Source organism: Chelatococcus sp. GCM10030263, from assembly GCF_042666455.1.
Lineage (GTDB): Bacteria > Pseudomonadota > Alphaproteobacteria > Rhizobiales > Beijerinckiaceae > Chelatococcus.
Map to the genome: position 1 here is coordinate 204599 of NZ_JBHTDB010000003.1, position 26673 is coordinate 231271.

The following is a 26673-nucleotide window of genomic DNA, read 5'->3' on the forward strand; positions in this document are numbered from 1 at the left end:
CGCGCAATAACTGAACCTTGGCCGGACGTTGTGGCCATGGTGTGACTCTCGCCGAGGCACACGCTTGCGTTGCAGGCCTGCACCGATTCAGCAGATACTGGCATTCTGGCGCTCTTCAGAGGTCGAGAGAGACATCTCGCCAGTCATTCCGAGGCCAAAATTAACTATACCGGACGGCAAAGATGGACGATTTCACAATAATCTCTAGTCGAATCCGCTGCCAAGGCCGTTACAATAGGCTACGCTTGGCTGCATTCGGCGACGGGAGGCACGCGTGATGCATGATCCACGGCAGGCAGGCCTGCGAACGTTTCTCGGCACGACCCTTTTGGCACTGTTGGTGTCGATCGGATTGTGCGCCGCAGCGACGGCCGAGGTGGTCTATCGCCGTGGCAATGCAGGCGAGCCCAAGACGCTCGATCAGCAACTCACGACCTTCGACGTCGAGGCCAACATTCTGCGCGACCTCTACGACGGCCTCGTCGCCTATGACGCCAAAGGCAAGGTGGCGCCGGCTGCCGCCGAAAGCTGGTCGCTCTCCAAGGACGGCACGGTCTACACCTTTACGCTGCGTGAAAATGGCAAATGGTCCAACGGCGAACCGGTCAAGGCGTCGGACTTCGTCTTTTCCTTCCGCCGCATGCTCGATCCACAGACCGCCGCCCGATATGCGAGCCTCTATTACCCGCTGAAGAATGCCGAGAAGGTCAACAAGGGCAGCTTGAAGCCTGACGAGCTCGGCGTGCGTGCCGTCGACGACCGCAGGCTGGAGATCACGCTCGAGCGCCAGACTCCGTATTTTCTGGAGCTTCTGACGCATCAGACGGCCTTGCCGCTCTACCCGCCGAATGTCGAGAAATTCGGCAAGGACTTCATGCGTCCCGGCAATCTCGTGTCGAACGGCGCCTTCATGCTCGCCGAATATGTGCCGGGCGACCGCATCAAGCTCGTCAAGAATCCCTATTATTATGACGCCAAGGACGTGAAGCTCGACAGCGTCATCTTTTACCCGACGGAAGACAGCGCCGCCGCGGTGCGCCGCTTCATGGCCGGTGAGCTCGACACCAACTACCAGTTCCCCGTCGACCAGCTCGCCTTCCTGCGTGAGAAGCTCGATGGCCAGGTGCGTACGGCGCCTTATCTCGCCATCGAATACTACGCACTCAATTCGCAGAAGCCGCCCTTCAACGACCCGCGCGTGCGGCACGCCCTGTCGCTCGCCATCGACCGCGATTTCCTCGCGAACCAGATCTGGGGCGGTGCCGCCGTACCGGCCTATCGCCTGACGCCGCCGGGGCTCTCGAATTATACCCCGCCGAAGATCGCCGATGCCGAGCTTTCCCAACTCGATCGCGAGGACAAGGCCAAGGAGCTTCTCAGGCAAGCCGGTTACGGCCCGGGCCTGAAGCCGCTCAAGATCGAGATCCGCTACAATACGAGCGACACCAACCAGAAGACTGCGACCGCCGTCGCCGACATGTGGAAATCCGTGCTCGGCGCCGACGTCACGCTCCTGAACAGCGACATCAAGAGCCATTACGCCTATCTACAGAATAAGGGCGATTTCGACGTGGCGCGCGCGGGCTGGGTCGGCGACTATGCCGATCCGCAGAATTTCCTTTTCCTCGGATTATCCAGCAACGCGGTGAGCAACTACTCGCGCTACAAAAACCCCGCTTATGATGCGACGATGAAGAAATCGGACGAGACGCTCGACCCGGCCGCTCGCATGCAGCTCCTGCAGCAGGCGGAGGGCACGATCATGCAGGACGAACCGGTCGTGCCGCTGCTTTACCGCGCCTCGCTCCACCTCGTTTCGCCGAAGGTGAAGGGCTACGAGGACAATGTGCAGAACGTGCATCGCAGCCGCTACATCAGCATAGTACCCTGAGGAGGCCGACAGCCCCCCTTTGGGCCAGAGAATCGGGGCCAGAGAATTGCGGCAGGAGTAGCCTGGGCGAGGAGAAGCCCGGTCGGGGGAGTGATCGATGCTCTTCTATATGCTGAAACGGCTTGCCAGCACGATCCCGACGCTCTTCATCATCGTCACCATCGCCTTCTTCCTCGTGCGCTTCGCGCCGGGTGGCCCTTTCGACCAGGAACAGCCGCTCGCCCCGCAGGTTCTCGAAAACCTGAAGCGCGCCTATAGTCTCGATCGGCCGCTCGGCCAACAATATCTCGATTATCTCGGCAAGCTCCTCCACGGGGATCTCGGCCCGAGCTATTCGGCGATCGACTTCACGGTGGGCGAGATGCTGGCCCGCGGCCTGCCCTATTCGCTCTCGCTCGGCTTCGGTGCGCTCTTCATTGCTGTTCTCGGCGGTATCCTCGCCGGATGCGCAGCCGCGCTGCGCCAGAACACGACGAGCGACTATTCGGTGATGGCGGTTGCGACCGTCGGCGTCACGGTGCCGAACTTCGTCGTCGCCCCCGTTCTGCAGCTCGTCTTCGGCCTGGGGCTCGGCCTTCTCCCACTCGGCGGCTGGGGCAACGGCAGCCTTGCCTACCGCATCCTGCCGACGATCGCGCTCGCCCTACCGCAGACCGCCGTCATCGCGCGGCTCACGCGCGGCGCGATGATCGAGGCCCTGCGCGCCGATCATATCCGCACGCTGCGGGCGAGCGGCCTGCCCGGCCGCGTCATCGTCGCGCATGCCCTCAGGGGTGCGATCCTGCCCGTCATCTCCTATCTCGGGCCGGCCGCGGCGGCGCTCGTCACCGGCTCGGTGGTGATCGAGAAGATCTTCGCGATCCCGGGCGTGGGCGCCTATTTCGTCGACGGCGCGCTCAACCGCGATTACACGCTGGTCATGGGAACGGTCGTGATGCTCGCCGGCTTCGTCGTCATCTTCAATCTTCTCGTCGACCTCCTCTATGCGGCGCTTGATCCAAGGGTGCGCTATGAGTGAAAGTCGCTCGCCCCGGCGCTCGCCATGAGCGACACGCTGCTCACTCCCGCGCCTGTTGCGGCACCGGCCGGCCGCAGCCTGACCGCGCTGGCGCTCCTCAGGCTCCGCCGCAACCGCGCCGCCGTGACGAGCGTTGTCGTGCTCGTCACCATCGCCCTCTTCTGCATCGTCGGGCCGTGGCTGTCGCCGCATCCTTACGACTATGTCTATCGGTCCTATGTCGGGGTCCCGCCGAGCCTCGAACCGCATCCGCCGATGGCCGAGCTCGAAGGGGCGATGAAGGAGGCCGTTGCGCGCGCCCGTCTCGGCATGCGCGATTTCGCCGTCACCGGCTCCACCTTCGCCGTGACGCTGACCTCGCCCAACCCGATCGACCCGCGCAACACGCGTTATATCGACCGCGTCGACCAGTTCCGCGACACCCATGTCATCGGGACGGCCGACGAGGGCCGCAGCCTTACCGTGGCCGGCACCGTGCAGCGCGTGCGCTTTCTCATGGGCACCGATTTGAGCGGTCGCGATCTCATGACGCGAATCATGATCGGCGGGCGGGTGTCGCTCCTGGTCGGGCTGCTCGCCACCTTCGTGAGCCTCGTGATCGGCGTGACCTACGGCGCGACGGCAGGCTTTCTCGGCGGGCGTATCGATGCGCTCATGATGCGCTTCGTCGATATCCTCTATTCCCTGCCCTTCGTGTTTTTCGTCATCCTGCTCGTCGTCTATTTCGGGCGGAATTTCGTGCTCATCTTCGTCGCTATCGGCGCGGTCGAATGGCTCGACATGGCGCGCATCACCCGCGGCCAGACTTTGGCCCTGAAGCGGCGAGAATTCGTGGAGGCGGCGCATGCGCTCGGCGTCCCCTCTTCCGCCATTCTGCGCCGGCACATCATCCCCAATCTGCTGGGGCCGGTCGTCGTCTTCATGACGCTGATGGTGCCGAAGATCATTCTATTGGAAAGCTTCCTCTCCTTCCTCGGCCTCGGCGTGCAGGCGCCCCTGACGAGCTGGGGCGTGCTCATTGCCGAAGGCGCCAACAACATCCAGAACGCGCCCTATCTCATCATCTTTCCGTCCATCTTCTTCGTCGCGACACTCTTCGCGCTGAATTTCATCGGCGACGGCCTGCGGGACGCGCTCGATCCGCGGGATCGCTGATGCCGGCGCGCGCCCCCGATGCCTTCCGCCGGCCGGAAGCCGTTCTGTCGATCCGTGGCCTCACCGTGGGCTTTGCCACGCCCGACGGCCCCGTCGAGGCGGTGAAAGGCGTCGATCTCGACATCGCCGCCGGCGAAACCGTCGCCATCGTCGGCGAATCCGGGTCCGGCAAGAGCCAGACCATGATGGCCGCGATGGGGCTTCTCGCCGCCAATGGCCGTGCCGAGGGCTCGGTGCGCTATCGCGGCGATGAGTTGCTCGATCTCTCCCAACAGGCGCTGAACCGCTACCGCGGCAAGAAGATCACCATGATCTTCCAGGAGCCGATGACCTCGCTCGACCCGCTCTACCGCATCGGCCATCAGCTCTGCGAACTGCTGATGATCCATGGCGGCTTGAGCCGTCGCGAGGCGCGCAAACGTGCGGTCGCGCTGCTTGACCGCGTCCACATTCCGAACCCTGAAGAGCGGATCGACGCCTATCCGCATGAATTGTCGGGGGGCCAGCGCCAGCGCGTGATGATCGCCATGGCGCTCGCCAACGGCCCGGATCTCCTGATCGCCGATGAGCCGACGACCGCCCTCGACGTCACGGTCCAGGCCCGCGTCCTCGATCTCCTCGTCGAGCTGCAGCGCGAATTCGGCATGGCGATCGTTTTCATCACCCACGATCTCGGGATTGTCCGGCGTTTTGCCCGCCGCACCTATGTCATGCGCCAGGGCGTGGTGGTCGAAGACGGCCCGACCGACGAGATTTTCGCCAAGCCGCGCGATCCCTATACGCGCATGCTGATCGATGCCGAGCCGACCGGCCGCAAGAGCCCGCCGCCCGCCGAGAGCCCGACGGTTCTGATGGCGGAGGGGGTGAGCGTCACCTTCCGGTCGCAGGGCGGCTTGTTCACACGCCGGCGGCAAGCCATCGCCGCCGTGAAGGGCGTCGATCTCGTCATCCGTCAAGGCGAGACGGTGGGCGTGGTCGGCGAGTCCGGGTCGGGCAAGTCGACGCTCGGCCGGGCTGTGCTCCGCCTTGTGCCGGCATCGGGTCTCGTGCGCTACGAGGACCGCCTCGTCGCGCCACAAGACCGGCGCGCCATGCGTCCCTTGCGGCGCCATCTGCAGCTCGTCTTCCAGGATCCTTATGGGTCGCTGTCACCGCGCCTGACGGCAGGCGAGATAGTGACCGAAGGACTGCTGGTGCATGAACCTGGCTTGAGCCGCGGCGAACGCGACCGGCGCGCGGCCGAGGCCTTTGCGGAGGTCTGGCTCGACCCCGCGACCCGCCATCGCTTTCCGCATGAGTTTTCCGGCGGCCAGCGCCAGCGCATCGCCATTGCGCGGAGCATGATCCTGAAGCCGAAACTGGTGGTGCTCGACGAGCCGACCTCGGCTCTCGATCGCTCCGTGCAGAAATCGATCGTCGAGCTCCTGCGCCGCCTCCAGGAAAAATACGGCCTCGCCTATCTCTTCATCAGCCATGATCTCGCGGTCGTGCGCGCGCTCTCCGACGAGATCCTGGTCATGAAGGCGGGCGAGGTGGTCGAGCGCGGCTCGGTCGACGCAATCTTCACGGAGGCGCACGAACCCTACACGCGCGAACTCATCGCCGCCGCCTTTCTCGACAATCCGGACGGGCGGACGTTTCGGTAATCGAAGAGGCGTTTATCGCGTCATCCCCGACCATCTCCCGGACGCGCCAAAGGCGCTGTCCGGGATGACAGAATGAACCGCCCTTTACGACAGCGGCGGAATGCGCAGCACCTGGCCGGGATAGATCTTGTCCGGATGCGTGAGCATCGGCTTGTTCGCCTCGAAGATCCCGTTGTATTTGGCACCGTTGCCCTTGCCATAGCTCTCTTCGGCGATCTTCCAGAGGGTGTCGCCCTTCTTCACCGTATACATGGTGGCCGCGGGCGCCTCCTTCTCGACGATGAGGCCGCTGTCAACGCTGGCGACGCCGATCGTGTTGCCGAGGGCGAGGATGATCTTTTCGGCCTCTTCGGTCGAAACCGCCTTGCCCTTCACGGCAACCTTGTCGCCCTCGACCGAGATGTCCAGCCCGTCAGCCTTGAGGCCGTGCTTCTCCACCTCCTGCTTGAGCGCGTCGGATGTCGCCGCCTTTGCCTCACTGGCGCCGAAGAGCTTCTCGCCGGCTTCCTTGATGAAGCTGAACAATCCCATGAATTCTCTCCATTGATGCCGACCCGGCCTGCAGGTCTCATCCCATCATAACGGCCCAACCGCCCGCTGTCCTGCTCAAGCTCAGCCGTTGGGCATCGGCTAATGCACAAAACGGTTCTGGTATTTAGTCTTTGGCCGCGGCGATCATGGACAATAGGGCCCCGCTATCTTATCTCGACGAAGGCACCGAATTCTGGATGAGGGTCTCGCCATGCCGACTGCACCAAGCGTGATCGACGTCATCGGCAATACGCCGCTGATCCGCCTCAAGCGCGCCTCGGAGGCAACCGGCTGCACCATCCTGGGCAAGGCCGAATTCATGAATCCCGGCCAGTCGGTGAAGGACCGGGCGGCGCTCTTCTTGATCAAGGATGCGGTCGCGCGCGGCGCGCTGAAGCCAGGCGGCACCATCGTCGAAGGCACGGCCGGCAATACCGGCATCGGCCTCGCCGTGGTGGCCAACGCGCTCGGCTTTCGCACCGTGATCGTCATTCCCGAGACGCAGTCGCAGGAGAAGAAGGACGCCCTGCGCCTTCTCGGCGCCGAGCTCGTCGAAGTGCCGGCGGTGCCTTACGCCAATCCCAACAATTACGTAAAGGTGGCCGGCCGCCTTGCGGATGAGCTCGCGGCCAAGCCCGAGGGTGCGATCTGGGCCAACCAGTTCGACAATGTCGCCAACCGTCAGGCGCATCTCGAGACGACCGGCCCGGAAATCTGGGATCAGACCGGCGGCATGATCGACGGCTTCATCTGCGCCGTCGGCACGGGCGGCACGCTCGCCGGCACCGGCTTGGCCTTGAAGGCGCGCAACCCGAAGGTCATGATTGGGCTTGCCGACCCCATGGGCGCGGCGCTGCATCACTACTACACCGAGGGAACGCTGAAGTCGGAAGGCTCCTCGATCACCGAGGGCATCGGCCAGGGGCGGATCACCGCCAATCTCGAAGGCGCGCCCATCGACGTCTCCTTCCAGATCCCCGACAGCGAGGCCCTGCCGATTATTTTCGACCTCCTCGAATACGAAGGCCTCTGCCTCGGCGGGTCGAGCGGCATCAATGTGGCGGGGGCCATTCGCCTGGCGCGCCATCTCGGGCCGGGTCACACCATCGTCACCATTCTCGCCGACTACGGCACGCGCTATCAGTCGAAGCTGTTCAATCCGGATTTCCTGCGCTCCAAGAATCTCCCCGTGCCGGCCTGGCTGGAGCGCGGCGCAACCGTCAGGGCACCCTTTCTCTGAGACAGCGTTTGACTTCTCGGTCCGGCGGCGGTGATCTGCCGGCCATTGCGCCGGAATCACCCGGCCAGACCGCGTGAAGGACCATGTCGGACGCCCTCTTCCTCGGCATCGACGGCGGCGGCACCCAGTGCCGAGCACGGATCCGCGACGTTGCCGGCCGCCTTCTCGGCGAAGGGAGGGGCGGCCCTGCCAATATCCGCTTGGGCGCGGCGACCGCCATGCAGTCCATCCTGATGGCTGCCCGCGAGGCTCTTGCCGGCGCGGGGCTCGGCGAAGCCGATCTCGCACGCCTCAACGCGGGACTTGGGCTTGCCGGCGCGGCGCAGACGAGCGCGCGTGAACGCATGGCAGCCGAGCCGCATCCCTTCGCAAGCGTTGCGATCGATACGGATGCCTATGCCGCCTGGCTCGGTGCAACCCAGGGGGCGGACGGCGCGATCCTCATCGTCGGCACCGGCTCCTGCGGCTTTGCCGTGGTCGGTGGCGAGCGTAATTCCGTCGGCGGCTGGGGCGCCGTCGTCTCCGACGGTGGCAGCGGCGCCGTGATCGGGCGGGAAGGCATCCGCCGCGCGGTGCTCGCCTTCGACGGGCTCGGCGAGGCGAGCGCACTGACCGATGCGCTGCTTGCGGAATTCGGCGGCCATCCCGAGCCGATCGTCGATTGGGCGGATCAAGCAAAGCCCGCCGATTTCGGCCGCTTCACGCCGCTCATCCTGGAGCATGCCGAGCGGCGCGACGCCGTGGCCCGCGCCATCATCCGGGAGGCGGCGGCGGCGATCGAGGCGATCGCCTGCCGGCTTCTCGCGTTGGGGGCTCCGACCATCGCGCTCATCGGCGGCCTGGCGGATCCGCTCCGTCCCTGGCTGTCGGCCGCCGTCCAGGCACGCCTCGTCGCACCGGCGGCGGATGCGCTCGACGGCGCCATTCTGATGGCCCGCGGGAACGCGGGAGGGGCCAAGGCCGTATTGACCACATGAAGGAGTTCACGATGGCCGCACAGGCTGCAAGCGAGACGGCGATGCTGCGCGAGGCCCGCGAGGCGCCGGCGGCCGTGGCTCGGCTCATCGCCGCCAATGCCGAGCTCGCCGCCGCGCTCGGTGCCCGCCTGCGCGCCGCCCCGCCCCGCTTTGCCGTCACCTGCGCCCGCGGCAGTTCCGACAATGCGGCCACCTTCGCCAAATATCTCTTCGAGATCCGGCTCGGTGTCGTCACCGCCTCGGTCGGGCCATCCATCAGCTCGGTCTATCAGGCGCGGCTCAGGGTCGCCGACGCGCTTTTCCTGTCGATCTCCCAGTCCGGCCGCAGCCCGGATCTTCTCAAGCTCGCGGAAGCGGCGAGAGCCGAAGGCGCCACTACGGTCGCGCTGGTCAATGATGCGGCCTCGCCGCTGGCCGGCCTGTCGGAGGTCGTGCTGCCGCTCCATGCCGGGCCCGAGCGGAGCGTCGCGGCCACCAAGTCCTTCATCGCTTCACTGGCGGGCGTCCTGCAGATCGCCGCCGCGTGGAGCGCCGACCAGGCACTGCATGCTGCCGTCGAGCGTCTGCCGGAAATGCTCGAAGAGGCCTTGACGAGCGACTGGAGCGCGGCCGTCCCTGCCCTCGTTCAGGCGCGCGATCTCTATGTGGTCGGCCGCGGTACGGGCTATGCGGTGGCGCAGGAGGCGGCGTTGAAGCTGAAGGAGACCGCCGGCCTTCATGCCGAGGCGGTGAGCGCAGCCGAGGTGATGCATGGGCCGCAGGCGCTCGCCGGTGCCGATTTCCCGGTGATGATCCTGAGCCAGCCCGACGAAACGCTCGCCGGCATGCGCGACCTCGTCAAGAAGCTGCGCGATCGCGGCGTGCCGGTCATCGTCGCCGGGCCTGCCGCCGAAACTGCCGAGGAGGCCGGCATCGTCGCCCTGCCGCTCGCGAGCGCCGATCCGCTCGCCGCACCGATCGCCCTCATCCAGAGCTTCTATCCGCTGGCCGATGCGGTTGCCCGCGCGCGCGGTTTCGATCCCGACCGGCCGCCGCATCTCAACAAAGTCACCGAGACCGTCTGAGCGGCCGTTGCTCGGCGCGGCGGCGGCCCGCCTTCCGCTGACGATCACAGCTGGCGAATAAACTGATAAAGCCGCTCGCTCGCGTCCCGCCGGTCGAGCCGGCGCTCAGCGATCAGCGCGCGCGCATTCTCTCCCAGCCGCTGCCGTTCGGCGGGATTGCCCAACAGCTCCGCAGCAGTGGTGGCGAGCCCTTGGGGATCGAAAAAGTCCACGAGCCGCGCCGTCTCGCCATCGGTCATGAACTCCCGGACCGGCGGCGTATTGGACGCGACCATGGCGCGCCCCATCGCCATCGCCTCGATCGCCGACCAGGACAGCACGAAGGGATAGGTCAGATAGACATGCAGGTTCGAGAGCCGCGAGACCGCGACATAGTCGCGGTAGGTGAGCTTTCCGAGAAAATGGATGCGCGTCTGGTCGAGGGCGCCCCCGACCTCCTCGAGCAGGACATCCTTCCAGCTGCGGTCAATGCCGGGCGACCGGCCGTAGCCGCCCTTCTCCGACCCGACGACGACGACATGCGCTTCGGGCAGCCGCTCCTGAAGCGACGGCAGGGATCGCATGAAGGTATGGAAGCCGCGGTAGGGTTCGAGATAGCGCGCGACATAGCTGACGACCGGCGTCGCCGGACCGATACCAAGGGTCTCCCGCCAGGCCCCTTCCGCCGTTTGCGGCACATCCGCGATGGCGTCGAGATCGACGCCCTCGTGCTGCACGGTGATCTTGCCGTGGAATTCCTGCGGATAGGTGTAGCGCTGCCATTCGGTCGGCGAAATGCCGGCGACGGCCTCCTCGAGCGACGCGAGCTCGAAGGCATTGCGCATTCTCAAGCGATGCAGAACGTCGAGCGAGGAGACCGGAAATTCCGGATCGAAGCCGACATCCGCGCCTCTGCGGCGATAATAGAACTCGCAGTAGCAGACGAGCTTGGCGCGCGGAAAAATGTCCTTGAGATAGAGCGCCTCGCCCCAGCCGCTATGCACCAGCATCACATCGGGCTCAAAGCCGTCGCGCTTCAGAAGCCGCGCCTGCGCCGCGACCGTTGCCGCGCGGCGCAACCGGGCGCTCGCCTCATTGACGATCATGTCCCGCGACGGCTGCACGGCGGGCGGCGCATAGCGCAGGTAGCGGATATGGGCGCCCTGGAATGGGGTGGTGCCCATGCCCACGACCGTCGCCTTAGCGTCGGTCAGATGCCGCAACAAACCTCTGAATTGTCCGGGAAAATTCTGGTGAACGACTAGGATCTTCAAGGCTATCCCCCCGGCTCGCCTTGCCTGTTCGGCCCTCCCCTTATAGCCGAGTTTCGCGTGTCCCTCAGCTGGATAATCCGGCCTATGGGGTCATGCACCGCTGGCCGGCACGCCGACGCCCACATAATCGAAGCCGTGCCGCTTGAGCTCGTCCGGCCGGTAGAGATTGCGCAGGTCGACGAACACCGGTTTCTTGAGCAGCGTTTTCAGCCGCTCGAGGTCGAGCGCCCGGAAAGCGTCCCACTCGGTGACGATGACGAGCACATCGGCACCCTCGGCGCATTCATAGGGCCCGCTCGTATAGACGAGGCCCTCCGGCATCACCTTCCTGGCCTCGTCCATGCCTTCGGGATCGTAGACGCGCAGCCGCGCGCCCTTGTCGAGCAGCGAATGGACGATGGCGATCGAGGGCGCCTCGCGCATGTCGTCGGTGTTCGGCTTGAAGGTGAGACCCAGCATGGCGACCGTCTTGCCGCGCACATCCCCGCCGGCGGCCGCTACGACCTTGCGCGCCATATGCGCCTTGCGCGCATCATTGACGCCGACGACCGTCTCAACGATGCGCAAGGGGGTGCCGAATTCGGTCGCGGTGCGCACCAGGGCGAGCGTATCCTTGGGAAAGCACGAGCCCCCATAGCCGGGGCCGGGATGCAGAAATTTCGGGCCGATGCGGTTGTCGAGGCCGATGCCGCGCGCGACGTCCTGCACATTGCCGCCGACCTGCTCGCAGAGATCGGCCATCTCGTTGATGAAAGTGATCTTCATGGCGAGGAAGGCATTCGCGGCATATTTGATGAGTTCCGACGAGCGCCTGTTCGTGAAGAGGATCGGAGCGGCATTGAGATAGAGCGGGCGGTAGATCTCGGCCATCACCTCGCGGGCGCGCGGGTCCTCCGTGCCGATGACGATGCGGTCCGGTCGCTTGAAGTCGGAGATCGCGGCGCCTTCGCGCAGGAATTCCGGGTTGGACACGACGGCGAAATCGGCATCGGGCCGTATCTCGCGCAAAATGCGCTCGACCTCGTCGCCGGTTCCGACCGGCACCGTCGATTTGGTGACGATGATCTTGTAGCCGTCCAGGCAAGCGGCGATTTCTCGCGTCGCCGCATAGATATAGGAGAGATCGGCATGGCCGTCGCCGCGGCGCGAGGGCGTGCCGACCGCGATGAAGACCGCCTGCGCCTCGCGCACGGCCGTCTCGGTCTCGGTGACGAAGGAGAGCCGCCCGGCCTTGACGTTCGATGCGACCAGCACGTCGAGCCCGGGTTCGAAGATCGGGATTTCGCCGCGTTGAAGGGCCTCGATCTTGGCCTCGTCCTTGTCCACACAAACGACGTGATGCCCGAAATCGGCCAGGCAGGCGCCAGAGACGAGCCCCACGTAACCCGTGCCGATCATCGAAATCCGCATGCGAAATCTCCCTTCACCGGCGGAGTAGAGAGCCGCCGCTCTCCGGTCAAGGCGCCCCCGAGCCGCAGCGCGGGCAACCGGTCTCGTCGCGCCAGCAATGGTGCACTGAGCTCATTATAGGTCGCGATCGGCTGCCGCCCAGTTCTCGCTTTACGCTATGGGGTTGCGCTACGCCCGTCAGGAACCAGGTCGCCGGGTCATCGAGCCTGAGCGGCAATCTGCCGGAGATACTGCCCGTAGCCGGATTGGCCCATCGTGGCGGCCAGGGCGGCGAGCTGAGCCTCGTCGATGAAGCCCTGCCGAAAGGCGATCTCTTCCGGCGACGCGATATGCAGATCCTGCCGCTTCTGCAGGATATGCACGAACTGGCCTGCCTCCATCAGCGATTCGTGCGTTCCCGTATCGAGCCAGGCGAAGCCGCGGCCCATGAGCTCCACGTGGAGCGCGCCTTGGGCGAGATAGGCATTGTTGACGTCCGTGATCTCGATTTCGCCGCGCGCCGACGGCTGCACATTGGCCGCGATATCAAGCACGCGGTTGTCATAGAAGTAGAGCCCGGTGACCGCCCAATTGGAGCGTGGATTCTGCGGCTTTTCCTCGATGGTGAGGGCCCGGCCGTCGCCGGCGAGCTCGATGACGCCATAGCGTTCGGGATCGCGCACGGCATAGCCGAAGACGGTAGCGCCGCTCTTGCGCGCCACCGCCTTGCGCAGCAGCTCCGGCAGCCCGTGGCCGAAGAAGAGATTATCCCCCAGCACCAAGGCTACATTGTCGCTGCCGACAAACTCCCGCCCGAGGATGAAGGCATCGGCGAGGCCGCGCGGCTCGTCCTGCACGGCATAGCCGATCGTGAGGCCGAACTGGCTGCCGTCCTTCAGGAGTTCGCGAAAGAGGGGAGCATCCCGCGGCGTAGTGATCACGAGAATGTCGCGGATCCCCGCGAGCATCAGCGTGCTCAGCGGGTAATAGATCATCGGCTTGTCGTAGATCGGCAGCAGCTGCTTGGAGACGGCGAGCGTCAGCGGATAAAGCCGCGTGCCCGAGCCGCCGGCGAGAATGATGCCCTTCATGCCGCAAAAATCCTCATGGCTCTCTCCCCCTCATGAGCCCGGAAACGCAGTCCTCGACCCGCTGCTGCCACGGTGCTGCCCGGAAGCCGAAGGCCTCGGCAAAGCGGCTGCTGTCGAGCTCCGAATTTGCAGGCCGACGCGCCGGCGTCGGATAATCCGCCGTGGTGATGGCCTTGACCGTCGGGCTGCGGCCGGTGAAGGGCTGCGCCGCCGCGACGATCGCCGTGGCGAAGCCGTGCCAGGTCGTCGCCCCCTGCCCCGCCAAATGGTAGGTGCCCCAGTTCGCCCCTCCCTGCGCCACCTGCTGAGCGGCGATGAAGATCGCCCCGGCGAGATCGCGCGTGGCCGTCGGGCAGCCGCGCTGGTCGGCGACGATGGTGAGCGCGTCGCGCTCGTTCGCCAGCCGCAGGATCGTCTTCAGGAAATTGCGGCCGTAGAAACCATAGACCCAGGACGTGCGAAGGATGAGATGCTCCGCGAGCCGCGCGCGCACCGCCTCCTCGCCGGCGAGCTTGCTCTCGCCATAGGCGCCGAGCGGCGCGACGGGATCCGTCTCCACATAGGCGCCGGTCTTCGTGCCGTCGAAGACATAGTCGGTCGAAAAATGAACGAGCGGAATGCCGGTTGACGCGCAGGCCGCGGCCATGAAGCCCGGCGCGCGGCCGTTCACCGCCTCGGCCAGGTCGCGCTCCTTCTCCGCCTGATCGACAGCGGTATAGGCGGACGCGTTGACGACGAGGCTCGGCCCCTCCGCCTCGATCGCCCGCGCCACGGCAGTCGCATCGGTGATGTCGACGTCGCGGCGCGTCAGGCCCACGATCGCGATGCCTTGCTCGCCGGACGAGGCCAGGATTTCGCTGCCGAGCTGCCCTGCCGCACCGAAGAGGAGGATGCGCATCAGACCGAAGCTCCCAGCCGGCCGCCGCCATAGACCCGCTTGCGGATGGGCTCCCACCAGTCGCGGTTGTCGAGATACCAGCGCACCGTCTTGCGCAGTCCGCTTTCGAAGCTCTCCCGCGGCTGCCAGCCGAGCTCGCGCCGGATCTTGCCGGCATCGATGGCATAGCGGAGGTCATGGCCCGGCCGGTCCGTGACGAAGCGGATAAGCTTTTCGCGCGCACCGATGCCCGGGGCCGGCGCCATCTCGTCGACCAGCGCGCAGATCTGCCGCACGACCTCGATGTTCCGCTGCTCGGCGCCGCCGCCGACATTGTAGCTCTCACCGGCACGACCTCGTTCAGCGATCAGGAGCAGCGCCTCGGCATGGTCTTCCACATAGAGCCAGTCGCGCACGTTCTCGCCGGCGCCGTAGACAGGCAAGGGCTTGCCTTCGAGCGCATTGAGAATGGTGAGGGGAATGAGCTTTTCCGGGAAATGGTAGGGCCCGTAATTGTTCGAGCAGTTCGAGACCACGACCGGTAGGCCATAGGTGTGGTGCCAGGCGCGCACAAAATGGTCGGATGCCGCCTTGCTGGCGGAATAGGGAGAATTCGGCTTGTAGGCGCTCTCCTCATGGAAGAGGCCGTCCTCCCCCAGGCTGCCGAAGACCTCGTCGGTTGAGATATGGTGGAAGCGGAAGGCCCCGCGGCCCGCCTCATCGAGCCCGCGCCAATAGGCGAGCACCACTTGCAGCAGCGTGACCGTGCCGACCACATTGGTGCGCAGAAAGGCGCCCGGCCCGTCGATGGAGCGATCCACATGGCTTTCGGCGGCGAGATGCATGACGATATCCGGCCGAAAGCGCGCGAGCTCTGCCGCCATGGCGTCGGCCTCGCAGATATCGGCGTGGACGAATTCATAGCGCGCATCGCCGGCGACACTCGCGAGCGAGGCGAGACTGCCGGCATAGGTCAGGGCATCGACCACGAGCACCCGGTGCGGCGTTTCCGTGATGATACGGCGCACCACGGCCGAGCCGATAAAGCCCGCCCCGCCCGTCACCAGGATGCGCTTGGTCATGCCCCGCACTCCCCTGCATAGATGAAGGGCGGGACATAGTCCTTCAGACGCGGCAACAGCTTGTCCTTGTCGGACAGCACCGGCTCGCCGTCGAGCGGCCAGGCGACGGCGATGTCAGGATCGTTCCAGATCACGCCCCCCTCCGCCGCCTTGGCATAGTAGTCGTCGACCTTGTAGGCGACGCGCGTATCCGGCGCCAAGGTGCAGAAGCCGTGGGCAAAGCCTTGCGGTATATAGAGCTGCTCGCCGCGCTCGGCCGTCAGGGTCGCGCCCACCCAGCGGCCGAAGCTCGGCGAGCCTTGCCGGATGTCGACGGCGACGTCGAAGATAGCGCCGGCAAGCACGCGCACGAGCTTCGCCTGGGCGCGCGGCGGCACCTGGAAATGAAGCCCGCGCAGGGTGCCCTTTTGCGGCGACAGAGACTCGTTGTCCTGCACGAAATCCGCTGTGATTCCCTGCGCCGCGAAGCGCTCCTTCACATAGGTTTCCGTGAAATAGCCGCGATGGTCGCCGAACCTGTCGGGAACGGCGAGAATGACGTCCGGAATGGCCAAGCGCTCGAAAGTGGTCATCCTGCCCTGCGCGTCCATCAGCGTCGCATCTCGACGGCTCGCTCCTTTGCCTAGGGGTGATGCAGGCGCGCTGTCAAATCAAGCTGGGCTCGATCAGGCGCTCCGCCGCGGGTCGGCCGAAAGCTCTGGAACATGCTGCCAAAAGCCGATAGTCACCGAAGACTCGCCTGCGCCCCCGGATCGATCCTCGCTGGAAACCACGAGTGCGTGATGGACATATCCTGGTCTAACGACAAGATCGTCGGGATCATCGGCCTCGGCTATGTGGGCCTGCCGCTTGCGCTCGCCGCGACCGCGGCGGGCTACCGCGTCGTCGGCTTCGACATCGATCCGGCCAAGGTCGCCCGCATCAATGCGGGGACAAGCTATATCAAGCACATCACAGACGAGGAACTCGGCACGGCCGTCACGGCCCAGCAGCTCGACGCCACCACGGATTTCTCCCGGCTGCGTGATGCGGACGCCATTATCGTCTGCGTGCCGACACCGCTGACGGCCCATCGCGAACCGGACCTCACCTATATCGTGCGGACAGCCGAGGCAATCGCGCCGCATCTGCGTCGCGGTCATCTCGTCGTGCTCGAATCGACCACCTGGCCGGGCACGACCGAAGAGGTGATGAAGCCCATTCTGGAGCGCTCGGGCCTGAAAAGCGGGGAGGATTTCTTCCTCGCCTATTCCCCGGAGCGGGAGGACCCCGGCAACCCGCTGTTTTCCACCCGCCTCATTCCAAAGGTCGTCGGCGGCGACGGCCCGATCGCCTTGAGCCTAGCCGACGCGCTCTACAGCTCGATCGTCCAGGGAACGGTCCAGGTCTCGTCGACCAAGACCGCCGAGGCCGTGAAGCTGACGGAAAACATCTTCCGCGCGGTCAACATCGCCCTCGTCAACGAGTTGAAGATCGTCTTCGAACGCATGGGGGTCGATGTCTGGGAGGTGATCGAGGCGGCCAAGACGAAGCCCTTCGGCTTCATGCCCTTCTATCCCGGCCCCGGCCTCGGCGGCCACTGCATCCCGATCGACCCCTTCTATCTCACCTGGAAGGCGCGCGAATTCGACATATCGACACGCTTCATCGAACTCGCTGGCGAGATCAACACGGCGATGCCGCATTACGTCGTGGACCGGCTCGCCCACGCCCTCGACGAGACCACGGGGCGCGGCATGCGCGGCGCCAAGATACTGCTGCTCGGTCTCGCCTATAAGAAGAATGTGGACGACGTGCGCGAAAGCCCCGCCTTCAAGCTGATCGAGCTCATCGAGCGGCGCGGAGCGAGCGCCGCCTTCTACGATCCGCATGTCGAACGGATTCCGACGACGCGCGAATATCCGGCCTATGAGGGCCGGCGGCGGATCGAATGGAGCGCCGGCGCTATCGCGGCCTTCGACGCGGTCGTCATCGCCACCGACCATGACGCGGTGGACTACCGCTTCGTGGCCAACCATGCGCGGTTGGTCATCGATACGCGCAACGCCTGCGCCCGTGCGGGAGCGAGCGCACCGCACATCGTCAAGGCGTGACGCGGGCATCGGAGGAGAGGCCAGCCATGCGATACCTCGTGACCGGAACAGCCGGCTTCATCGGATTCCATGTCGCCAGGCTCCTGCTCGCCGCCGGCCACGAGGTCCTCGGCATCGACGGCATGACGCCCTATTACGACGTCGCCCTGAAGCGCCGCCGGCACGCCATCCTGCTCCAATCGCCGACCTTCGCGGCCAGCGAGATCATGCTCGAGGACGAGACGGCGCTGCGCTCCATCTATGAGGAGTTCCGGCCGGATATCGTCATCCATCTCGCGGCCCAAGCGGGCGTCCGCTACAGCCTGGACAACCCCCGCGCCTATGTGGACGCCAATCTGAGCGGCACTTTCAACCTGATGGAGCTCGTGCGCGAGCATGCGCCGAAGCACTTCCTGCTCGCCTCGACCAGTTCCGTCTACGGCGCCAATACCAAGATGCCATTCGTCGAAAGCGACCGCACGGACTACCCGCTGACGCTCTATGCCGCCACCAAGAAGGCGACGGAGGCGATGGCGCATTCCTATGCGCATCTCTGGAAGACACCGACCACCGCCTTCCGCTTCTTCACGGTCTACGGCCCTTGGGGGCGGCCGGATATGGCGCTGTTCAAATTCACCAAGGGCATCATCGCCGGCGAGCCGATCGACATCTACAACAACGGCGAGATGGACCGGGACTTCACCTATATCGACGATCTCGCCAAGGCGATCGTCCTCCTCGCCGAGGCCGTGCCCGAGGATCCACGCGAACGGGAAGTCGATGCGGAGCTGGGCTTGAGCCCGGTCGCCCCCTTCCGCGTGGTCAATATCGGCAACGGCCAGCCCGTGAAGCTTCTTGCCTTCGTCGAAGCGATCGAGAAGGCCGTCGGCAGGAAGGCGATCCGCAACTATCTGCCCATGCAAGCCGGCGACGTGCCCAGCACCTTCGCCGATACGGGTCTGCTCGAACGCCTCACCGGCTTCCGCCCGGCAACGCCAGTCGAGGTGGGCGTTGCCCGCTTCGTCACCTGGTACCGGGACTATTTCGGCGTTTAAAACCTGGAAGACCGGCGGCAGTGCCTATCACCTCTGCTCCGAAGAGAGGCAAATTTAAGCCACGCCGATCCTGAGAAGATCGTGGATATGGATGACGCCCACGGGGCGGCGTCCCTCCAGCACGAAAATGACCGTGATGCTGGCGGCATTCATGCGCGCCAGCACTTCCTGGACGAGGGTGTCCCCCGGCACGGTGATCGGCGTCTTGGTCATCACCGCTGAAACCGGGCCGTCGGCAAAGCCGTTCTCGAAGGCGCGCCTGAGATCCCCGTCCGTGACGAGGCCGACGAGATCTCCCGCCCCGTTGACCACGCCGGTGACACCGAGGCGCTTCGACGACATGACGAGGATGGCCCGCGACAGGAGGGCTTCTTCGCCGACGAGCGGGATGGCTTCGCCACGTACCATGACGTCGCTCGCCCGCTTCAGCCGCGCTCCAAGCTTGCCGCCGGGGTGGTAGCGATGGAAATCGGTTGCGGAAAAGCCTTTGCGGGACAGGAGACAGGTGGCGAGCACGTCACCCAGCGCAAGCTGCATGAGGGTGGAGGTCGTCGGCGCCTGGCCGTTCGGGCAGGCTTCGGGCATCGCCGGCAGCACGAGCGAGATGGTCGCCGCGCGCCCCAGATTGCTCGTCTCGCGCGAGGTGATCGCGATCAGCGGCACACGGAAGCGATGCGTATAGTCGATCACGTCTGACAATTCGGCCGTCTCACCCGACCAGGAGAGGGCGAGCACGACATCGCTGTCGTGGATCATGCCGAGATCGCCGTGGCTCGCCTCGGCGGAATGGACGAAATAGGCGGCAGTGCCCGTGGAGGCCAGCGTTGCCGCGATCTTGCGGCCGATATGGCCGGACTTGCCGATGCCCGTGACGATGACACGCCCGCCGCAATCGTGGATCAGGTCGACCGCCGCGCGCAGTTGCACGCCGAGATCCCCGTCGAGCGCCTTGGCGACCGCCGCGAGGCCGTCCATTTCGAGCGTGAGCGTCCGCCGGGCGACCGCCGTCACATCGGTCGCAGCGTCCGTCTCCGGCGATTTGGCGTCAAGCAACGGCCGTGCCATCACGTCTCCTCATGTCCGCCGCGCGAAGAGGCTCCGCGCCCGTTCGAGATCGTCGGGCGTATCGACGCCGAGCGGCACGGCGTCGACCTCGACCGCATCGATGCGCATGCCGTCCTCGATCGCCCTGAGCTGCTCCAGCCGCTCGCGTTGTTCGAGCGGCGAAGGCGGCAGGCCGACGAAACGCGCCAAGGCCTGCCGGCGCCAGACGTAAAGACCCACATGGTGGTAGAGCGGCCCCTCGCCCCAGGGCGCGGTCGCCCGCGTAAAATAGAGCGCGCGAAACCGCCGTGGCGCAAGCGGCGCGCCCACCATCTTGACGACGCTCGGCGCAGTCTTCTCTTCGTCGCGGGTGATGGCGACGACCGGCGTGCCGATCGCCACCTCGGCGTCGGCAAGCGGCATCATGGCGTCGCGGATGGTGGCGCGCGTCACGGTCGGCAGGTCGCCCTGGATATTGACGATCACGTCGTGGTGGCTGTCCGGATCGAGCAGCGACATTGCCTCGAAGACCCGGTCGGAGCCGGAGGGGTGATCATCCCGTGTCATCACCGCCTCGCCGCCGACGGCGCGCACGGCCTCCATGATCTCGGCGTCATCGGTCGCCACGAGCACGCGGCCGACATCGGCCTCCATGGCACGACGCCAGACATGCACGATCATCGGCTCGCCGGCGATATCGGCGAGCGGCTTGCCCGGCAGCCGCGAAGCCGCCCGGCGCGCCGGGATGACGACGATCGGGTTCACGTTTCCAGTCCCTTTGCGAGCTGGTCGAAGGCGATCAACGCCTTCAACAAAGCCTCGAAGTTCCTGAGTGGAACCATATTTGGGCCATCCGATGGCGCATTGTCCGGATCGGGATGCGTCTCGATGAAGACGGCGGCGACACCGACTGCGACTGCCGCTCGCGCCAGTACCGGCACGAACTCGCGCTCGCCCCCCGAACTTGCGCCGCGTCCTCCGGGCTGCTGCACCGAATGCGTGGCGTCGAAGACGACCGGCGCGCCGGTGCGGGCCATGATCGGCAGCGCACGCATGTCCGAGACGAGGGTGTTGTAGCCGAAAGAGACGCCCCGCTCCGTCAGGAGGACCTGCCGGTTGCCGGCGCCCGTGAGTTTCGTGACGACATTGGTCATGTCCCAGGGCGCGAGAAACTGGCCCTTTTTCACATTGACGACCCGCCCGGTCTCGGCGGCCGCGACCAGCAGATCGGTCTGGCGGCAGAGAAAGGCAGGGATCTGCAGCACGTCGACGACCTCGGCCACCGGCGCGCATTGGCTGGCCTCGTGCACATCGGTGAGCACGGGCAGCCCGACGTGGCTGCGGATCTCGTCGAAGATCGCCAGAGCGTCCTTGAGGCCGATGCCGCGTGCCGCCGTGGCGCTCGTGCGGTTCGCCTTGTCGAAGGACGACTTATAGATGAGCCCGATGCCGAGCCGCGCGGCGATTTCCTTCAGCGCCTGCGCAGTCTCCAGCGCATGCGCCCGGCTCTCCATCTGGCAGGGGCCGGCGATGACGGCGAGCGGCAGGGCGTTACCGATTGCGACGGAGCCGACGGTAACGACGGAAAGAGGAGCTTCGGTCATGACGGGACGACTCGGAAAAGGGGTGGCTCGCACGGCAAGCCGACCGCGCACTTGTAGGCAAGCCGGGCGCCGTGATCAATCGTCGCCACTTCCGCCCAATTCTTTATCCCCGCGGAGCCGCCCTCAGCGCGCCTTTTCCGCGAGCTTCTTCTCCCAATTGAGCGCCTGGGACACGATGAGATCGAGCGATTGGAACTGCGGTGTCCAGTCGAGATTGGCCTTGATGCGCTCGACCTCGGCGACGATCGCCGCCGGATCCCCGGGCCTTCGTCCGCTGAGAGTGACCGGGATATCGCGGGCGCTGACGCGCTTCACGGCTTCGATCACCTCGAGCACCGAATAGCCGCGACCATAGCCGCAATTGAGCGTCAGGCTCTCGCCGCCGCTGCGCAGATGCGCAAGCGCCGCCGTATGGGCGGCGGCGAGGTCCGTGACCTGGATATAGTCGCGCAAGCAAGAGCCGTCGGGCGTGTCGTAATCCGTCCCGTAGACCTCGAGATTTGGCCGCAGGCCGAGGGCCGCCTGGCAGGCGACCTTGATGAGATGGGTGGCCTCGGGCGTGGACTGGCCCGAGCGCCCGCCCGGATCGGCGCCGGCGACGTTGAAGTAGCGCAGGATGACGTATTTGAGGCCGTGCGCGGCCGCCGCATCCTGCAGCATCCATTCGCTCATGAGCTTGGAGCGGCCATAGGGCGAGACCGGGTTGAGCGGCACATCCTCGGGGACCGGCATGACCGGCGGATCGCCGTAGACCGCCGCCGTCGAGGAGAAGATGAAATGCTGCACGCCGTTGCGCACGGCCGAACCGATCAGGCTGCGCGTCTTCACCGTATTGGCGAGGTAATAGCCGAGCGGATCGGCGACCGACTCCGGCACGACGATCCTGGCGGCGAAATGCGCGATGCCGGTGACGCCATGGGTCGTGAGGACCTCGTCCATCAAGGCCTCGTCGGCGACATCGCCCACGACGAGCGGCACGCCTTCCGGCACGGCCCAGCGGAAACCCTTGGAAAGATTGTCGAGCACGACGACGTCCTCGCCCTGATCGAGAAGGGCGAGCACCATATGGCTGCCGATATAGCCGGCTCCGCCGGTGACCAGAACGCTCATGCAACTCTCCTTATGCTCGCGTGAATTCAGCAGGGTGCGCTGCACAATGCAAGACCCTCCTGCCGCTGCCACGTCGCCTCCATATCTCATGCAGATACCGATGCTTCGCGCGATCAGGTCGGCTTAATGGATTGTCAAGGGCGCCCTGCGCTCTACAATCTCTTGCGAGCCGTCATCCGGAATGGGCCTTGCTCGGCTATTCCCTCAAGGAGTGAAGCGCCGGGGACCCGTCGCGGATGAAGAGTGTTCGTCAGTGGAGTTCGATAACGCCCCATGACCGATTTTACGAATGCCAAGAACCCGGACGTCGGATCGCGTCCGATCCGCAAGGCGGTCTTTCCGGTCGCCGGTCTCGGCACCCGTTTCTTGCCGGCCACCAAAGCCATGCCGAAGGAGATGCTCACCGTCGTCGACCGCCCGGTCATTCAGCACGTCGTGGACGAGGCACGGGCGGCCGGGATCGAGCATTTCGTCTTCGTCACCGGCCGTAACAAGGGCGTCATCGAAGATCACTTCGACAGTCAGTTCGAACTCGAGCACACGCTGAAGAACCGCGGCAAGATGAAGGAGCTCGACGCGCTCCTCGCCGATCTGCCGGGTCCCGGCCAGACGAGCTTCACGCGCCAGCAGGCACCGCTCGGCCTCGGCCACGCCGTCTGGTGCGCCCGCGAGATCGTCGGCGATGAGCCTTTCGCGCTCCTTCTGCCCGACATGCTCCACCACGGCCCGACGCCCTGCCTCGCCGACATGATCGAGGCCCACCGCGCCCACGGCGGCAACCATATCGCCGTGGCCCCCGTACCCGATGACCAGACACATCAATACGGCATCGTCGGCGTGGAGGACGTGAAGGCCAAGGTCTCGCGCATCACCAGCATGGTCGAGAAGCCGCCGAAGGGCACAGCTCCCTCCAATCTGCACATCACCGGCCGCTATATCCTGGAGCCCGGCATCTTCGCCCTGCTCGAAAAACAGGAGCGCGGCGCGGGCGGCGAGATCCAGCTCACCGACGCGATGCTGGAACTCGCCAAATCGCGACCGTTCTTCGCGACGCGCTTCGACGGCGCCATCTACGACTGCGGCTCCAAGACGGGCTTTCTGGCGGCGAATGTGGCCTATGCCATGGACCGGCCAGATATCGCGCCGATCCTGCGCGAGGACATTCAAAAGATCCTCGCAAGCTGATCCACCACCTGCGCATAGGCGCCACCAGCCGGGCCCGTCGTCACGCGACCGGTCCGGCCACCGCGCGAGCGCCCCTGTCGAAATCTGCTCCGACCGCCTCCACACAGCTGCTGCGCTGGCGAGCGCCCTTTCCCCTCGTCCCATCCGCATTTTTTCTGATCACCCGCGATCCCACCGAAAGATCCGGTCGATCTTTGCTAGACGCCGAGAATCTAAGCGTCTAAGCTTGAACGGGGCCGTTGGTCAGGAGATCTTGAAAGCTTATACTTAAAACATTTACGCCCACCTATTGAATAGACTCCAGCCCGCGGTTCCCGTGACAGATTGAGGTCGGGGGAAGACCGATGGATATTTTCGATCTTTTAAGCGATAATGATGGTATTACACCTGAGTTCTATTCTTCTAACGAATTGATCGCGAAACAAGAATCACCGATCAATGCAAAGCCGCCGCTGACCACAGCAGCTTTGATCGGTGGCGGCTTCGTCTGGACGAGCCGCTGGGTGAGAACCTCCCGGGGCAAGCTCGGCTTGCAAGAGCCTCTCCCGAAGGCGCCCGGTGTCTACGCTTTCGTGCGCGACGGCATTGCGCTCTACGTCGGCATTGCGGCCTCCGGCCTGGCGGCACGCTTTTCGGCCTATATCAGCCCGGCATCGCAATATCGGACCGCGCAACGCCTGCACGCACGGCTGCTGCTGGCGCTGGGAACAGCTCCCTATCTCGACATCCTGACCGCTGCTCCGCCGAATAGCTGCTGGAACGGCTGGCCGGTGAATGCGAGCGCGGGCCTCGAAGTGGGCCTCATCGAGAACTTCGACTTGCCCTGGAATTTTCGCGGAGCGGGCAAACGGCGCAGCCGCCGCCACCGCGGGAACGGCCATGAGACGGCACGGTTCATGCCGACGCGGGCCCCATGAGGTCTCCGCGCCGGCGAGAGCGCAGTGCCAAGTCGCTTTGAGCTAAGGGGCGACGCGGCGGCGACGCTGCTCGGCGCCAGCTCTAGCCCCGCTGGATTCTCGAAATTCCTGCGTCTGCGCGCGCTGAGCGAAGCTCACGTTTCAACACGAGGGAGCGGCTTCCTTTGCCTGGCCACGCTCGCGTTTTCTTGCTTTTTCAAGAACTTGGCATGACCTCCAGGTTTCTGAGGAGGTCATGGAACCGCGCGCGCCCGCATCCGTTCCCCAAGCAAGGAATCCACGTCGGGAGCGAACGAGATGAGCGCGACAGGCTTGGAGGTCTTCGACAAATCCATACAGACCACAAATATCTGGCTGAACGAGATCTCGGAGGAGATCGGGCCGGATCGGAAGCTCGCTTGGCGCGCGCTGGGTGTCGTTCTGCGGACCTTGCGCGACAGGCTGCCCGCCGATGAGGCAGCCCATCTTGCGGCGCAACTGCCGCTGGTGGTCCGCGGTGCCTATTACGACCAGTATCGCCCGGCTCTTCAGCCCGTTCCGCTCAGGTCGCGCGAGGAATTTGTGGAATGCGTCGCAGGCGGACTGGAGGGCGAGCGCCCCGTGGACCCCGACGCCGTCACACGCACCGTATTGACGGTTGTGGGGCGCCACATCGACGCCGGCGAAGTCGAGCAATTGCGCCAGAGCCTGCCCAAGGCCATCCGGACGCTGTGGCCGGACGGACAAGCACGCGAGCAGTAAGGAGAAAACAATGAAGGTGTCCGAAGTCATGACCCGCGACGTATGTCTCGCCCGCCCGGACGAGACATTGCAGGATATTGCCAAGCGCATGGCGACCGAAGACATCGGCTTCATGCCGGTTGGCGACGATGAGCGGCTCGTCGGCACGATCACCGATCGGGACATCGTAATGCGCGCCGTCGCCCAAGGCCTCGACGGCAGCACCTTGGTACGCGACGCCATGACCCGCGACGTGAAATATTGCTTCGACGACGAAGAGATGGATCACGTCATCCAGAATATGGGCAATATCCAGGTGCGGCGCCTGCCTGTCGTCGATCGCGACAAGCGGCTGGTCGGCGTCGTTTCCCTCGCCGACGGCGCGCTCAAGGACGATCCCGAAGCGGTCGGCATCGCCATGACCGGTATCACCGAGCCCGGCGGATCACATCGGTCGGCCAGCCACTGAGCCTCGAGAGCCTTCACATCAGGGCCTTCGCCTTCCGGGGCGAGGGCCCTGATGCATTTGGCGGGCCGGAGACGCGGACGACTGCGGCCATTGGCGGTGCCGGCAACGGCTGCAGAAGCTGCTGCGTCTTCCCAGCAAAGCGGACAGGCTCGCAAACGCCAGAAAACTCAGACGGTCTCTTTTCGCGGCTCGAAATTCAGCGCGACGCCGTTGATGCAATAGCGCAGATAGGTGGGCGGCGGCCCGTCGTCGAAGACGTGACCGAGATGGCTGCCGCAGCGCGCGCAATGCACTTCGGTGCGGATCATCCCGTGGCTGCGGTCGACAGTCGTGCCGATGCTGCCGGGAATGGGATCGTTGAAGGAAGGCCAACCCGTCCCGCTTTCGAACTTGAGGTCGGCTTCGAACAGCGGCTGGTCGCAACCGGCGCAGGAGAAGCGGCCCGCGCGCTTTTCGTGCAGCAGCGCACAGCTGCCGGGCGGCTCGGTGCCGTGCCCGCGCATCACCCGATACTGCTCCGGGGTCAAGAGCGCTCGCCACTCCGCGTCCGTCCGCGTGACAGGAAACTCGCCTACTTGCGCCATCACCGCCTCCTTGCTGCTGCGCCTCGATTTAGGATCGCCGGGCGCACATGACAATGGAGGATACGAGATCCGCACCGATGGGCCGGAGAAATCAACGCGCCGCCCCCCGCATCTCCAGGACGAAAAGGCAGACGCATCGGAAGTAAGACAACTGATGAGTCAATGCGCCCTAATGTAATGACGTTTGTCGGATAGCTATATTCCACCCCAACAGAAATTATCTTCCTATTCCCTCCGCGAGCCTTGTCTTTGTCTGTAACAGTTTGTGACCTTCTGCAACGCGATATCTGGAACAGGACCGGTTTACCGACGTTCATTGTTCATCAACAGCGCAAGGAGATGTGACGATGCGCAAGACAATTTTTGCGATTGCTACGGCCGCTACGCTGATCGGCGCCCCGGTCGCGGCCTATGCCCAGACCGCCGCCGAGAACAATGCAGCGGGTGGCGCAGTGACGGGCGGCCTGACGGGCGCCGGCGTGGGCTTCCTCGTGGGCGGGCCCATCGGTGCCGCCGTGGGCGCGGGCATCGGGACGACGGCTGGCGCGACCATGGGCGCAACTGCTACCCCGGAACGCAGGGTTTACGTCCAGCAACAGCCGACGACCTATGTGGAGCGCCGCGTCTACCAGCAGCCGCAGCAGCAGTGCTATCAGGACGAATATGGCCAGGTTTTCTGCGAGTAAGAACTAGCGCATA

General features: G+C 65.2%; 26 protein-coding genes. 14 read left to right on the top strand and 12 right to left on the bottom strand.

Translation table 11 applies throughout. The features are described 5' to 3' along the window. Positions 1–277 precede the first annotated feature (277 nt). The 4 genes from ACFQU1_RS05620 to ACFQU1_RS05635 all read left to right on the top strand — a co-directional run bounded on the left by ACFQU1_RS05620 (position 278) and on the right by ACFQU1_RS05635 (position 5710). Positions 278–1891, top strand: a complete 1614-nt coding sequence (locus ACFQU1_RS05620) for a peptide ABC transporter substrate-binding protein (protein WP_378131579.1) — start codon at positions 278–280, stop codon at positions 1889–1891. Between the two features lie 97 nt (positions 1892–1988). Further along, the gene (locus ACFQU1_RS05625; protein WP_378130177.1) at positions 1989–2909 is read left to right on the top strand and encodes an ABC transporter permease; all 921 of its coding nucleotides are present in this window, start codon (positions 1989–1991) and stop codon (positions 2907–2909) included. Positions 2910–2933: 24 nt separating this feature from the next. Beyond that, complete coding sequence (locus ACFQU1_RS05630; protein ID WP_378130179.1) at positions 2934–4064, top strand: ABC transporter permease subunit; 1131 nt, start codon at positions 2934–2936, stop codon at positions 4062–4064. Further along, on the top strand, positions 4064–5710 hold the full coding sequence (locus tag ACFQU1_RS05635; RefSeq protein WP_378130181.1) for an ABC transporter ATP-binding protein: 1647 nt from the start codon (positions 4064–4066) through the stop codon (positions 5708–5710). The genes ACFQU1_RS05630 and ACFQU1_RS05635 overlap by 1 nt, the downstream gene beginning before the upstream one ends. A gap of 84 nt (positions 5711–5794) precedes the next feature. On the opposite strand, the gene lysM is transcribed toward ACFQU1_RS05635, so the two are convergent. Next, complete coding sequence (gene lysM / locus ACFQU1_RS05640; RefSeq protein WP_378130183.1) at positions 5795–6241, bottom strand: peptidoglycan-binding protein LysM; 447 nt, start codon at positions 6239–6241, stop codon at positions 5795–5797. A 211-nt stretch (positions 6242–6452) separates the two neighbouring features. On the opposite strand from lysM, the gene ACFQU1_RS05645 reads away from it, so the two are divergent. The 3 genes from ACFQU1_RS05645 (at position 6453) to ACFQU1_RS05655 (ending at position 9522) form a co-directional block, all read left to right on the top strand. Then, a complete protein-coding gene (locus ACFQU1_RS05645) occupies positions 6453–7481 on the top strand; it encodes a cysteine synthase A (protein WP_378130185.1) in 1029 nt (342 codons plus the stop codon). An 83-nt stretch (positions 7482–7564) separates the two neighbouring features. After that, the gene (locus ACFQU1_RS05650; RefSeq protein ID WP_378130187.1) at positions 7565–8458 is read left to right on the top strand and encodes a BadF/BadG/BcrA/BcrD ATPase family protein; all 894 of its coding nucleotides are present in this window, start codon (positions 7565–7567) and stop codon (positions 8456–8458) included. An 11-nt stretch (positions 8459–8469) separates the two neighbouring features. Next, on the top strand, positions 8470–9522 hold the full coding sequence (locus ACFQU1_RS05655) for an SIS domain-containing protein (RefSeq protein WP_378130189.1): 1053 nt from the start codon (positions 8470–8472) through the stop codon (positions 9520–9522). Between the two features lie 44 nt (positions 9523–9566). Here ACFQU1_RS05655 and ACFQU1_RS05660 read toward each other — a convergent pair whose 3' ends face one another. The 6 genes from ACFQU1_RS05660 to rfbC form a co-directional block, all read right to left on the bottom strand. Then, positions 9567–10685 carry a glycosyltransferase gene (locus tag ACFQU1_RS05660; protein WP_378130191.1) on the bottom strand — a complete coding sequence of 373 codons (1119 nt, stop codon included), beginning with the start codon at positions 10683–10685 and terminating at the stop codon, positions 9567–9569. 180 nt (positions 10686–10865) lie between these two features. Further along, positions 10866–12185: a UDP-glucose dehydrogenase family protein gene (locus tag ACFQU1_RS05665; RefSeq protein ID WP_378130193.1), complete on the bottom strand. Its 1320-nt coding sequence runs from the start codon at positions 12183–12185 to the stop codon at positions 10866–10868. Between the two features lie 197 nt (positions 12186–12382). Further along, positions 12383–13255, bottom strand: coding sequence for a glucose-1-phosphate thymidylyltransferase RfbA (rfbA, locus tag ACFQU1_RS05670; RefSeq protein ID WP_378130195.1), 873 nt, complete (start codon positions 13253–13255; stop codon positions 12383–12385). Between the two features lie 13 nt (positions 13256–13268). Next, on the bottom strand, positions 13269–14153 hold the full coding sequence (rfbD, locus tag ACFQU1_RS05675) for a dTDP-4-dehydrorhamnose reductase (RefSeq protein ID WP_378130197.1): 885 nt from the start codon (positions 14151–14153) through the stop codon (positions 13269–13271). Beyond that, entirely contained in the window at positions 14153–15214 is a 1062-nt protein-coding gene (rfbB, locus tag ACFQU1_RS05680; RefSeq protein ID WP_378130199.1) for a dTDP-glucose 4,6-dehydratase, read from the bottom strand. Before rfbB ends, rfbD begins: the two co-directional genes overlap by 1 nt. Then, positions 15211–15786, bottom strand: a complete 576-nt coding sequence (gene rfbC, locus ACFQU1_RS05685; protein ID WP_378130201.1) for a dTDP-4-dehydrorhamnose 3,5-epimerase — start codon at positions 15784–15786, stop codon at positions 15211–15213. Before rfbC ends, rfbB begins: the two co-directional genes overlap by 4 nt. Before the next feature lie 210 nt (positions 15787–15996). Here rfbC and ACFQU1_RS05690 point away from each other — a divergent pair, with 210 nt between their 5' ends. Both ACFQU1_RS05690 and ACFQU1_RS05695 read left to right on the top strand, forming a co-directional pair. Continuing rightward, entirely contained in the window at positions 15997–17307 is a 1311-nt protein-coding gene (locus ACFQU1_RS05690; protein ID WP_378130203.1) for a nucleotide sugar dehydrogenase, read from the top strand. 26 nt (positions 17308–17333) lie between these two features. Continuing rightward, positions 17334–18341 carry an NAD-dependent epimerase/dehydratase family protein gene (locus tag ACFQU1_RS05695; protein WP_378130205.1) on the top strand — a complete coding sequence of 336 codons (1008 nt, stop codon included), beginning with the start codon at positions 17334–17336 and terminating at the stop codon, positions 18339–18341. A 54-nt stretch (positions 18342–18395) separates the two neighbouring features. Here ACFQU1_RS05695 and ACFQU1_RS05700 read toward each other — a convergent pair whose 3' ends face one another. The 4 genes from ACFQU1_RS05700 to galE form a co-directional block, all read right to left on the bottom strand. Continuing rightward, positions 18396–19406: an SIS domain-containing protein gene (locus ACFQU1_RS05700; protein WP_378130207.1), complete on the bottom strand. Its 1011-nt coding sequence runs from the start codon at positions 19404–19406 to the stop codon at positions 18396–18398. Between the two features lie 9 nt (positions 19407–19415). After that, a complete protein-coding gene (locus ACFQU1_RS05705; protein WP_378130209.1) occupies positions 19416–20150 on the bottom strand; it encodes a 3-deoxy-manno-octulosonate cytidylyltransferase in 735 nt (244 codons plus the stop codon). Continuing rightward, the gene (gene kdsA, locus ACFQU1_RS05710) at positions 20147–20989 is read right to left on the bottom strand and encodes a 3-deoxy-8-phosphooctulonate synthase (RefSeq protein ID WP_378130211.1); all 843 of its coding nucleotides are present in this window, start codon (positions 20987–20989) and stop codon (positions 20147–20149) included. Before kdsA ends, ACFQU1_RS05705 begins: the two co-directional genes overlap by 4 nt. Before the next feature lie 123 nt (positions 20990–21112). Continuing rightward, entirely contained in the window at positions 21113–22099 is a 987-nt protein-coding gene (gene galE / locus ACFQU1_RS05715; RefSeq protein WP_378130213.1) for a UDP-glucose 4-epimerase GalE, read from the bottom strand. 273 nt (positions 22100–22372) lie between these two features. On the opposite strand from galE, the gene galU reads away from it, so the two are divergent. The 4 genes from galU (at position 22373) to ACFQU1_RS05735 (ending at position 25390) form a co-directional block, all read left to right on the top strand. Continuing rightward, on the top strand, positions 22373–23284 hold the full coding sequence (galU, locus tag ACFQU1_RS05720; RefSeq protein WP_378130215.1) for a UTP--glucose-1-phosphate uridylyltransferase GalU: 912 nt from the start codon (positions 22373–22375) through the stop codon (positions 23282–23284). 344 nt (positions 23285–23628) lie between these two features. Then, on the top strand, positions 23629–24201 hold the full coding sequence (locus ACFQU1_RS05725) for a GIY-YIG nuclease family protein (RefSeq protein WP_378130217.1): 573 nt from the start codon (positions 23629–23631) through the stop codon (positions 24199–24201). A 297-nt stretch (positions 24202–24498) separates the two neighbouring features. Next, positions 24499–24942, top strand: coding sequence for a DUF2267 domain-containing protein (locus tag ACFQU1_RS05730; protein WP_378130219.1), 444 nt, complete (start codon positions 24499–24501; stop codon positions 24940–24942). A gap of 10 nt (positions 24943–24952) precedes the next feature. Continuing rightward, a complete protein-coding gene (locus ACFQU1_RS05735; protein ID WP_378130221.1) occupies positions 24953–25390 on the top strand; it encodes a CBS domain-containing protein in 438 nt (145 codons plus the stop codon). A gap of 167 nt (positions 25391–25557) precedes the next feature. On the opposite strand, the gene msrB is transcribed toward ACFQU1_RS05735, so the two are convergent. Then, positions 25558–25974, bottom strand: coding sequence for a peptide-methionine (R)-S-oxide reductase MsrB (gene msrB / locus ACFQU1_RS05740; protein ID WP_378130223.1), 417 nt, complete (start codon positions 25972–25974; stop codon positions 25558–25560). 347 nt (positions 25975–26321) lie between these two features. Here msrB and ACFQU1_RS05745 point away from each other — a divergent pair, with 347 nt between their 5' ends. Next, entirely contained in the window at positions 26322–26660 is a 339-nt protein-coding gene (locus ACFQU1_RS05745; RefSeq protein ID WP_378130225.1) for a glycine zipper domain-containing protein, read from the top strand. Positions 26661–26673 lie beyond the last annotated feature (13 nt).

Bases quoted from the DNA above. Each gene is read 5' to 3' on its own strand.
- ACFQU1_RS05620 (WP_378131579.1), top strand. From the start codon at position 278: ATGCATGATCCACGGCAGGCAGGCCTGCGAACGTTTCTCGGCACGACC.
- ACFQU1_RS05625 (WP_378130177.1), top strand. From the start codon at position 1,989: ATGCTCTTCTATATGCTGAAACGGCTTGCCAGCACGATCCCGACGCTC.
- ACFQU1_RS05630 (WP_378130179.1), top strand. From the start codon at position 2,934: ATGAGCGACACGCTGCTCACTCCCGCGCCTGTTGCGGCACCGGCCGGC.
- ACFQU1_RS05635 (WP_378130181.1), top strand. From the start codon at position 4,064: ATGCCGGCGCGCGCCCCCGATGCCTTCCGCCGGCCGGAAGCCGTTCTG.
- lysM (WP_378130183.1), bottom strand. From the start codon at position 6,241: ATGGGATTGTTCAGCTTCATCAAGGAAGCCGGCGAGAAGCTCTTCGGC.
- ACFQU1_RS05645 (WP_378130185.1), top strand. From the start codon at position 6,453: ATGCCGACTGCACCAAGCGTGATCGACGTCATCGGCAATACGCCGCTG.
- ACFQU1_RS05650 (WP_378130187.1), top strand. From the start codon at position 7,565: ATGTCGGACGCCCTCTTCCTCGGCATCGACGGCGGCGGCACCCAGTGC.
- ACFQU1_RS05655 (WP_378130189.1), top strand. From the start codon at position 8,470: ATGGCCGCACAGGCTGCAAGCGAGACGGCGATGCTGCGCGAGGCCCGC.
- ACFQU1_RS05660 (WP_378130191.1), bottom strand. From the start codon at position 10,685: ATGGGCACCACCCCATTCCAGGGCGCCCATATCCGCTACCTGCGCTAT.
- ACFQU1_RS05665 (WP_378130193.1), bottom strand. From the start codon at position 12,185: ATGCGGATTTCGATGATCGGCACGGGTTACGTGGGGCTCGTCTCTGGC.
- rfbA (WP_378130195.1), bottom strand. From the start codon at position 13,255: ATGAAGGGCATCATTCTCGCCGGCGGCTCGGGCACGCGGCTTTATCCG.
- rfbD (WP_378130197.1), bottom strand. From the start codon at position 14,153: ATGCGCATCCTCCTCTTCGGTGCGGCAGGGCAGCTCGGCAGCGAAATC.
- rfbB (WP_378130199.1), bottom strand. From the start codon at position 15,214: ATGACCAAGCGCATCCTGGTGACGGGCGGGGCGGGCTTTATCGGCTCG.
- rfbC (WP_378130201.1), bottom strand. From the start codon at position 15,786: ATGACCACTTTCGAGCGCTTGGCCATTCCGGACGTCATTCTCGCCGTT.
- ACFQU1_RS05690 (WP_378130203.1), top strand. From the start codon at position 15,997: ATGGACATATCCTGGTCTAACGACAAGATCGTCGGGATCATCGGCCTC.
- ACFQU1_RS05695 (WP_378130205.1), top strand. From the start codon at position 17,334: ATGCGATACCTCGTGACCGGAACAGCCGGCTTCATCGGATTCCATGTC.
- ACFQU1_RS05700 (WP_378130207.1), bottom strand. From the start codon at position 19,406: ATGGCACGGCCGTTGCTTGACGCCAAATCGCCGGAGACGGACGCTGCG.
- kdsA (WP_378130211.1), bottom strand. From the start codon at position 20,989: ATGACCGAAGCTCCTCTTTCCGTCGTTACCGTCGGCTCCGTCGCAATC.
- galE (WP_378130213.1), bottom strand. From the start codon at position 22,099: ATGAGCGTTCTGGTCACCGGCGGAGCCGGCTATATCGGCAGCCATATG.
- galU (WP_378130215.1), top strand. From the start codon at position 22,373: ATGACCGATTTTACGAATGCCAAGAACCCGGACGTCGGATCGCGTCCG.
- ACFQU1_RS05725 (WP_378130217.1), top strand. From the start codon at position 23,629: ATGGATATTTTCGATCTTTTAAGCGATAATGATGGTATTACACCTGAG.
- ACFQU1_RS05730 (WP_378130219.1), top strand. From the start codon at position 24,499: ATGAGCGCGACAGGCTTGGAGGTCTTCGACAAATCCATACAGACCACA.
- ACFQU1_RS05735 (WP_378130221.1), top strand. From the start codon at position 24,953: ATGAAGGTGTCCGAAGTCATGACCCGCGACGTATGTCTCGCCCGCCCG.
- msrB (WP_378130223.1), bottom strand. From the start codon at position 25,974: ATGGCGCAAGTAGGCGAGTTTCCTGTCACGCGGACGGACGCGGAGTGG.
- ACFQU1_RS05745 (WP_378130225.1), top strand. From the start codon at position 26,322: ATGCGCAAGACAATTTTTGCGATTGCTACGGCCGCTACGCTGATCGGC.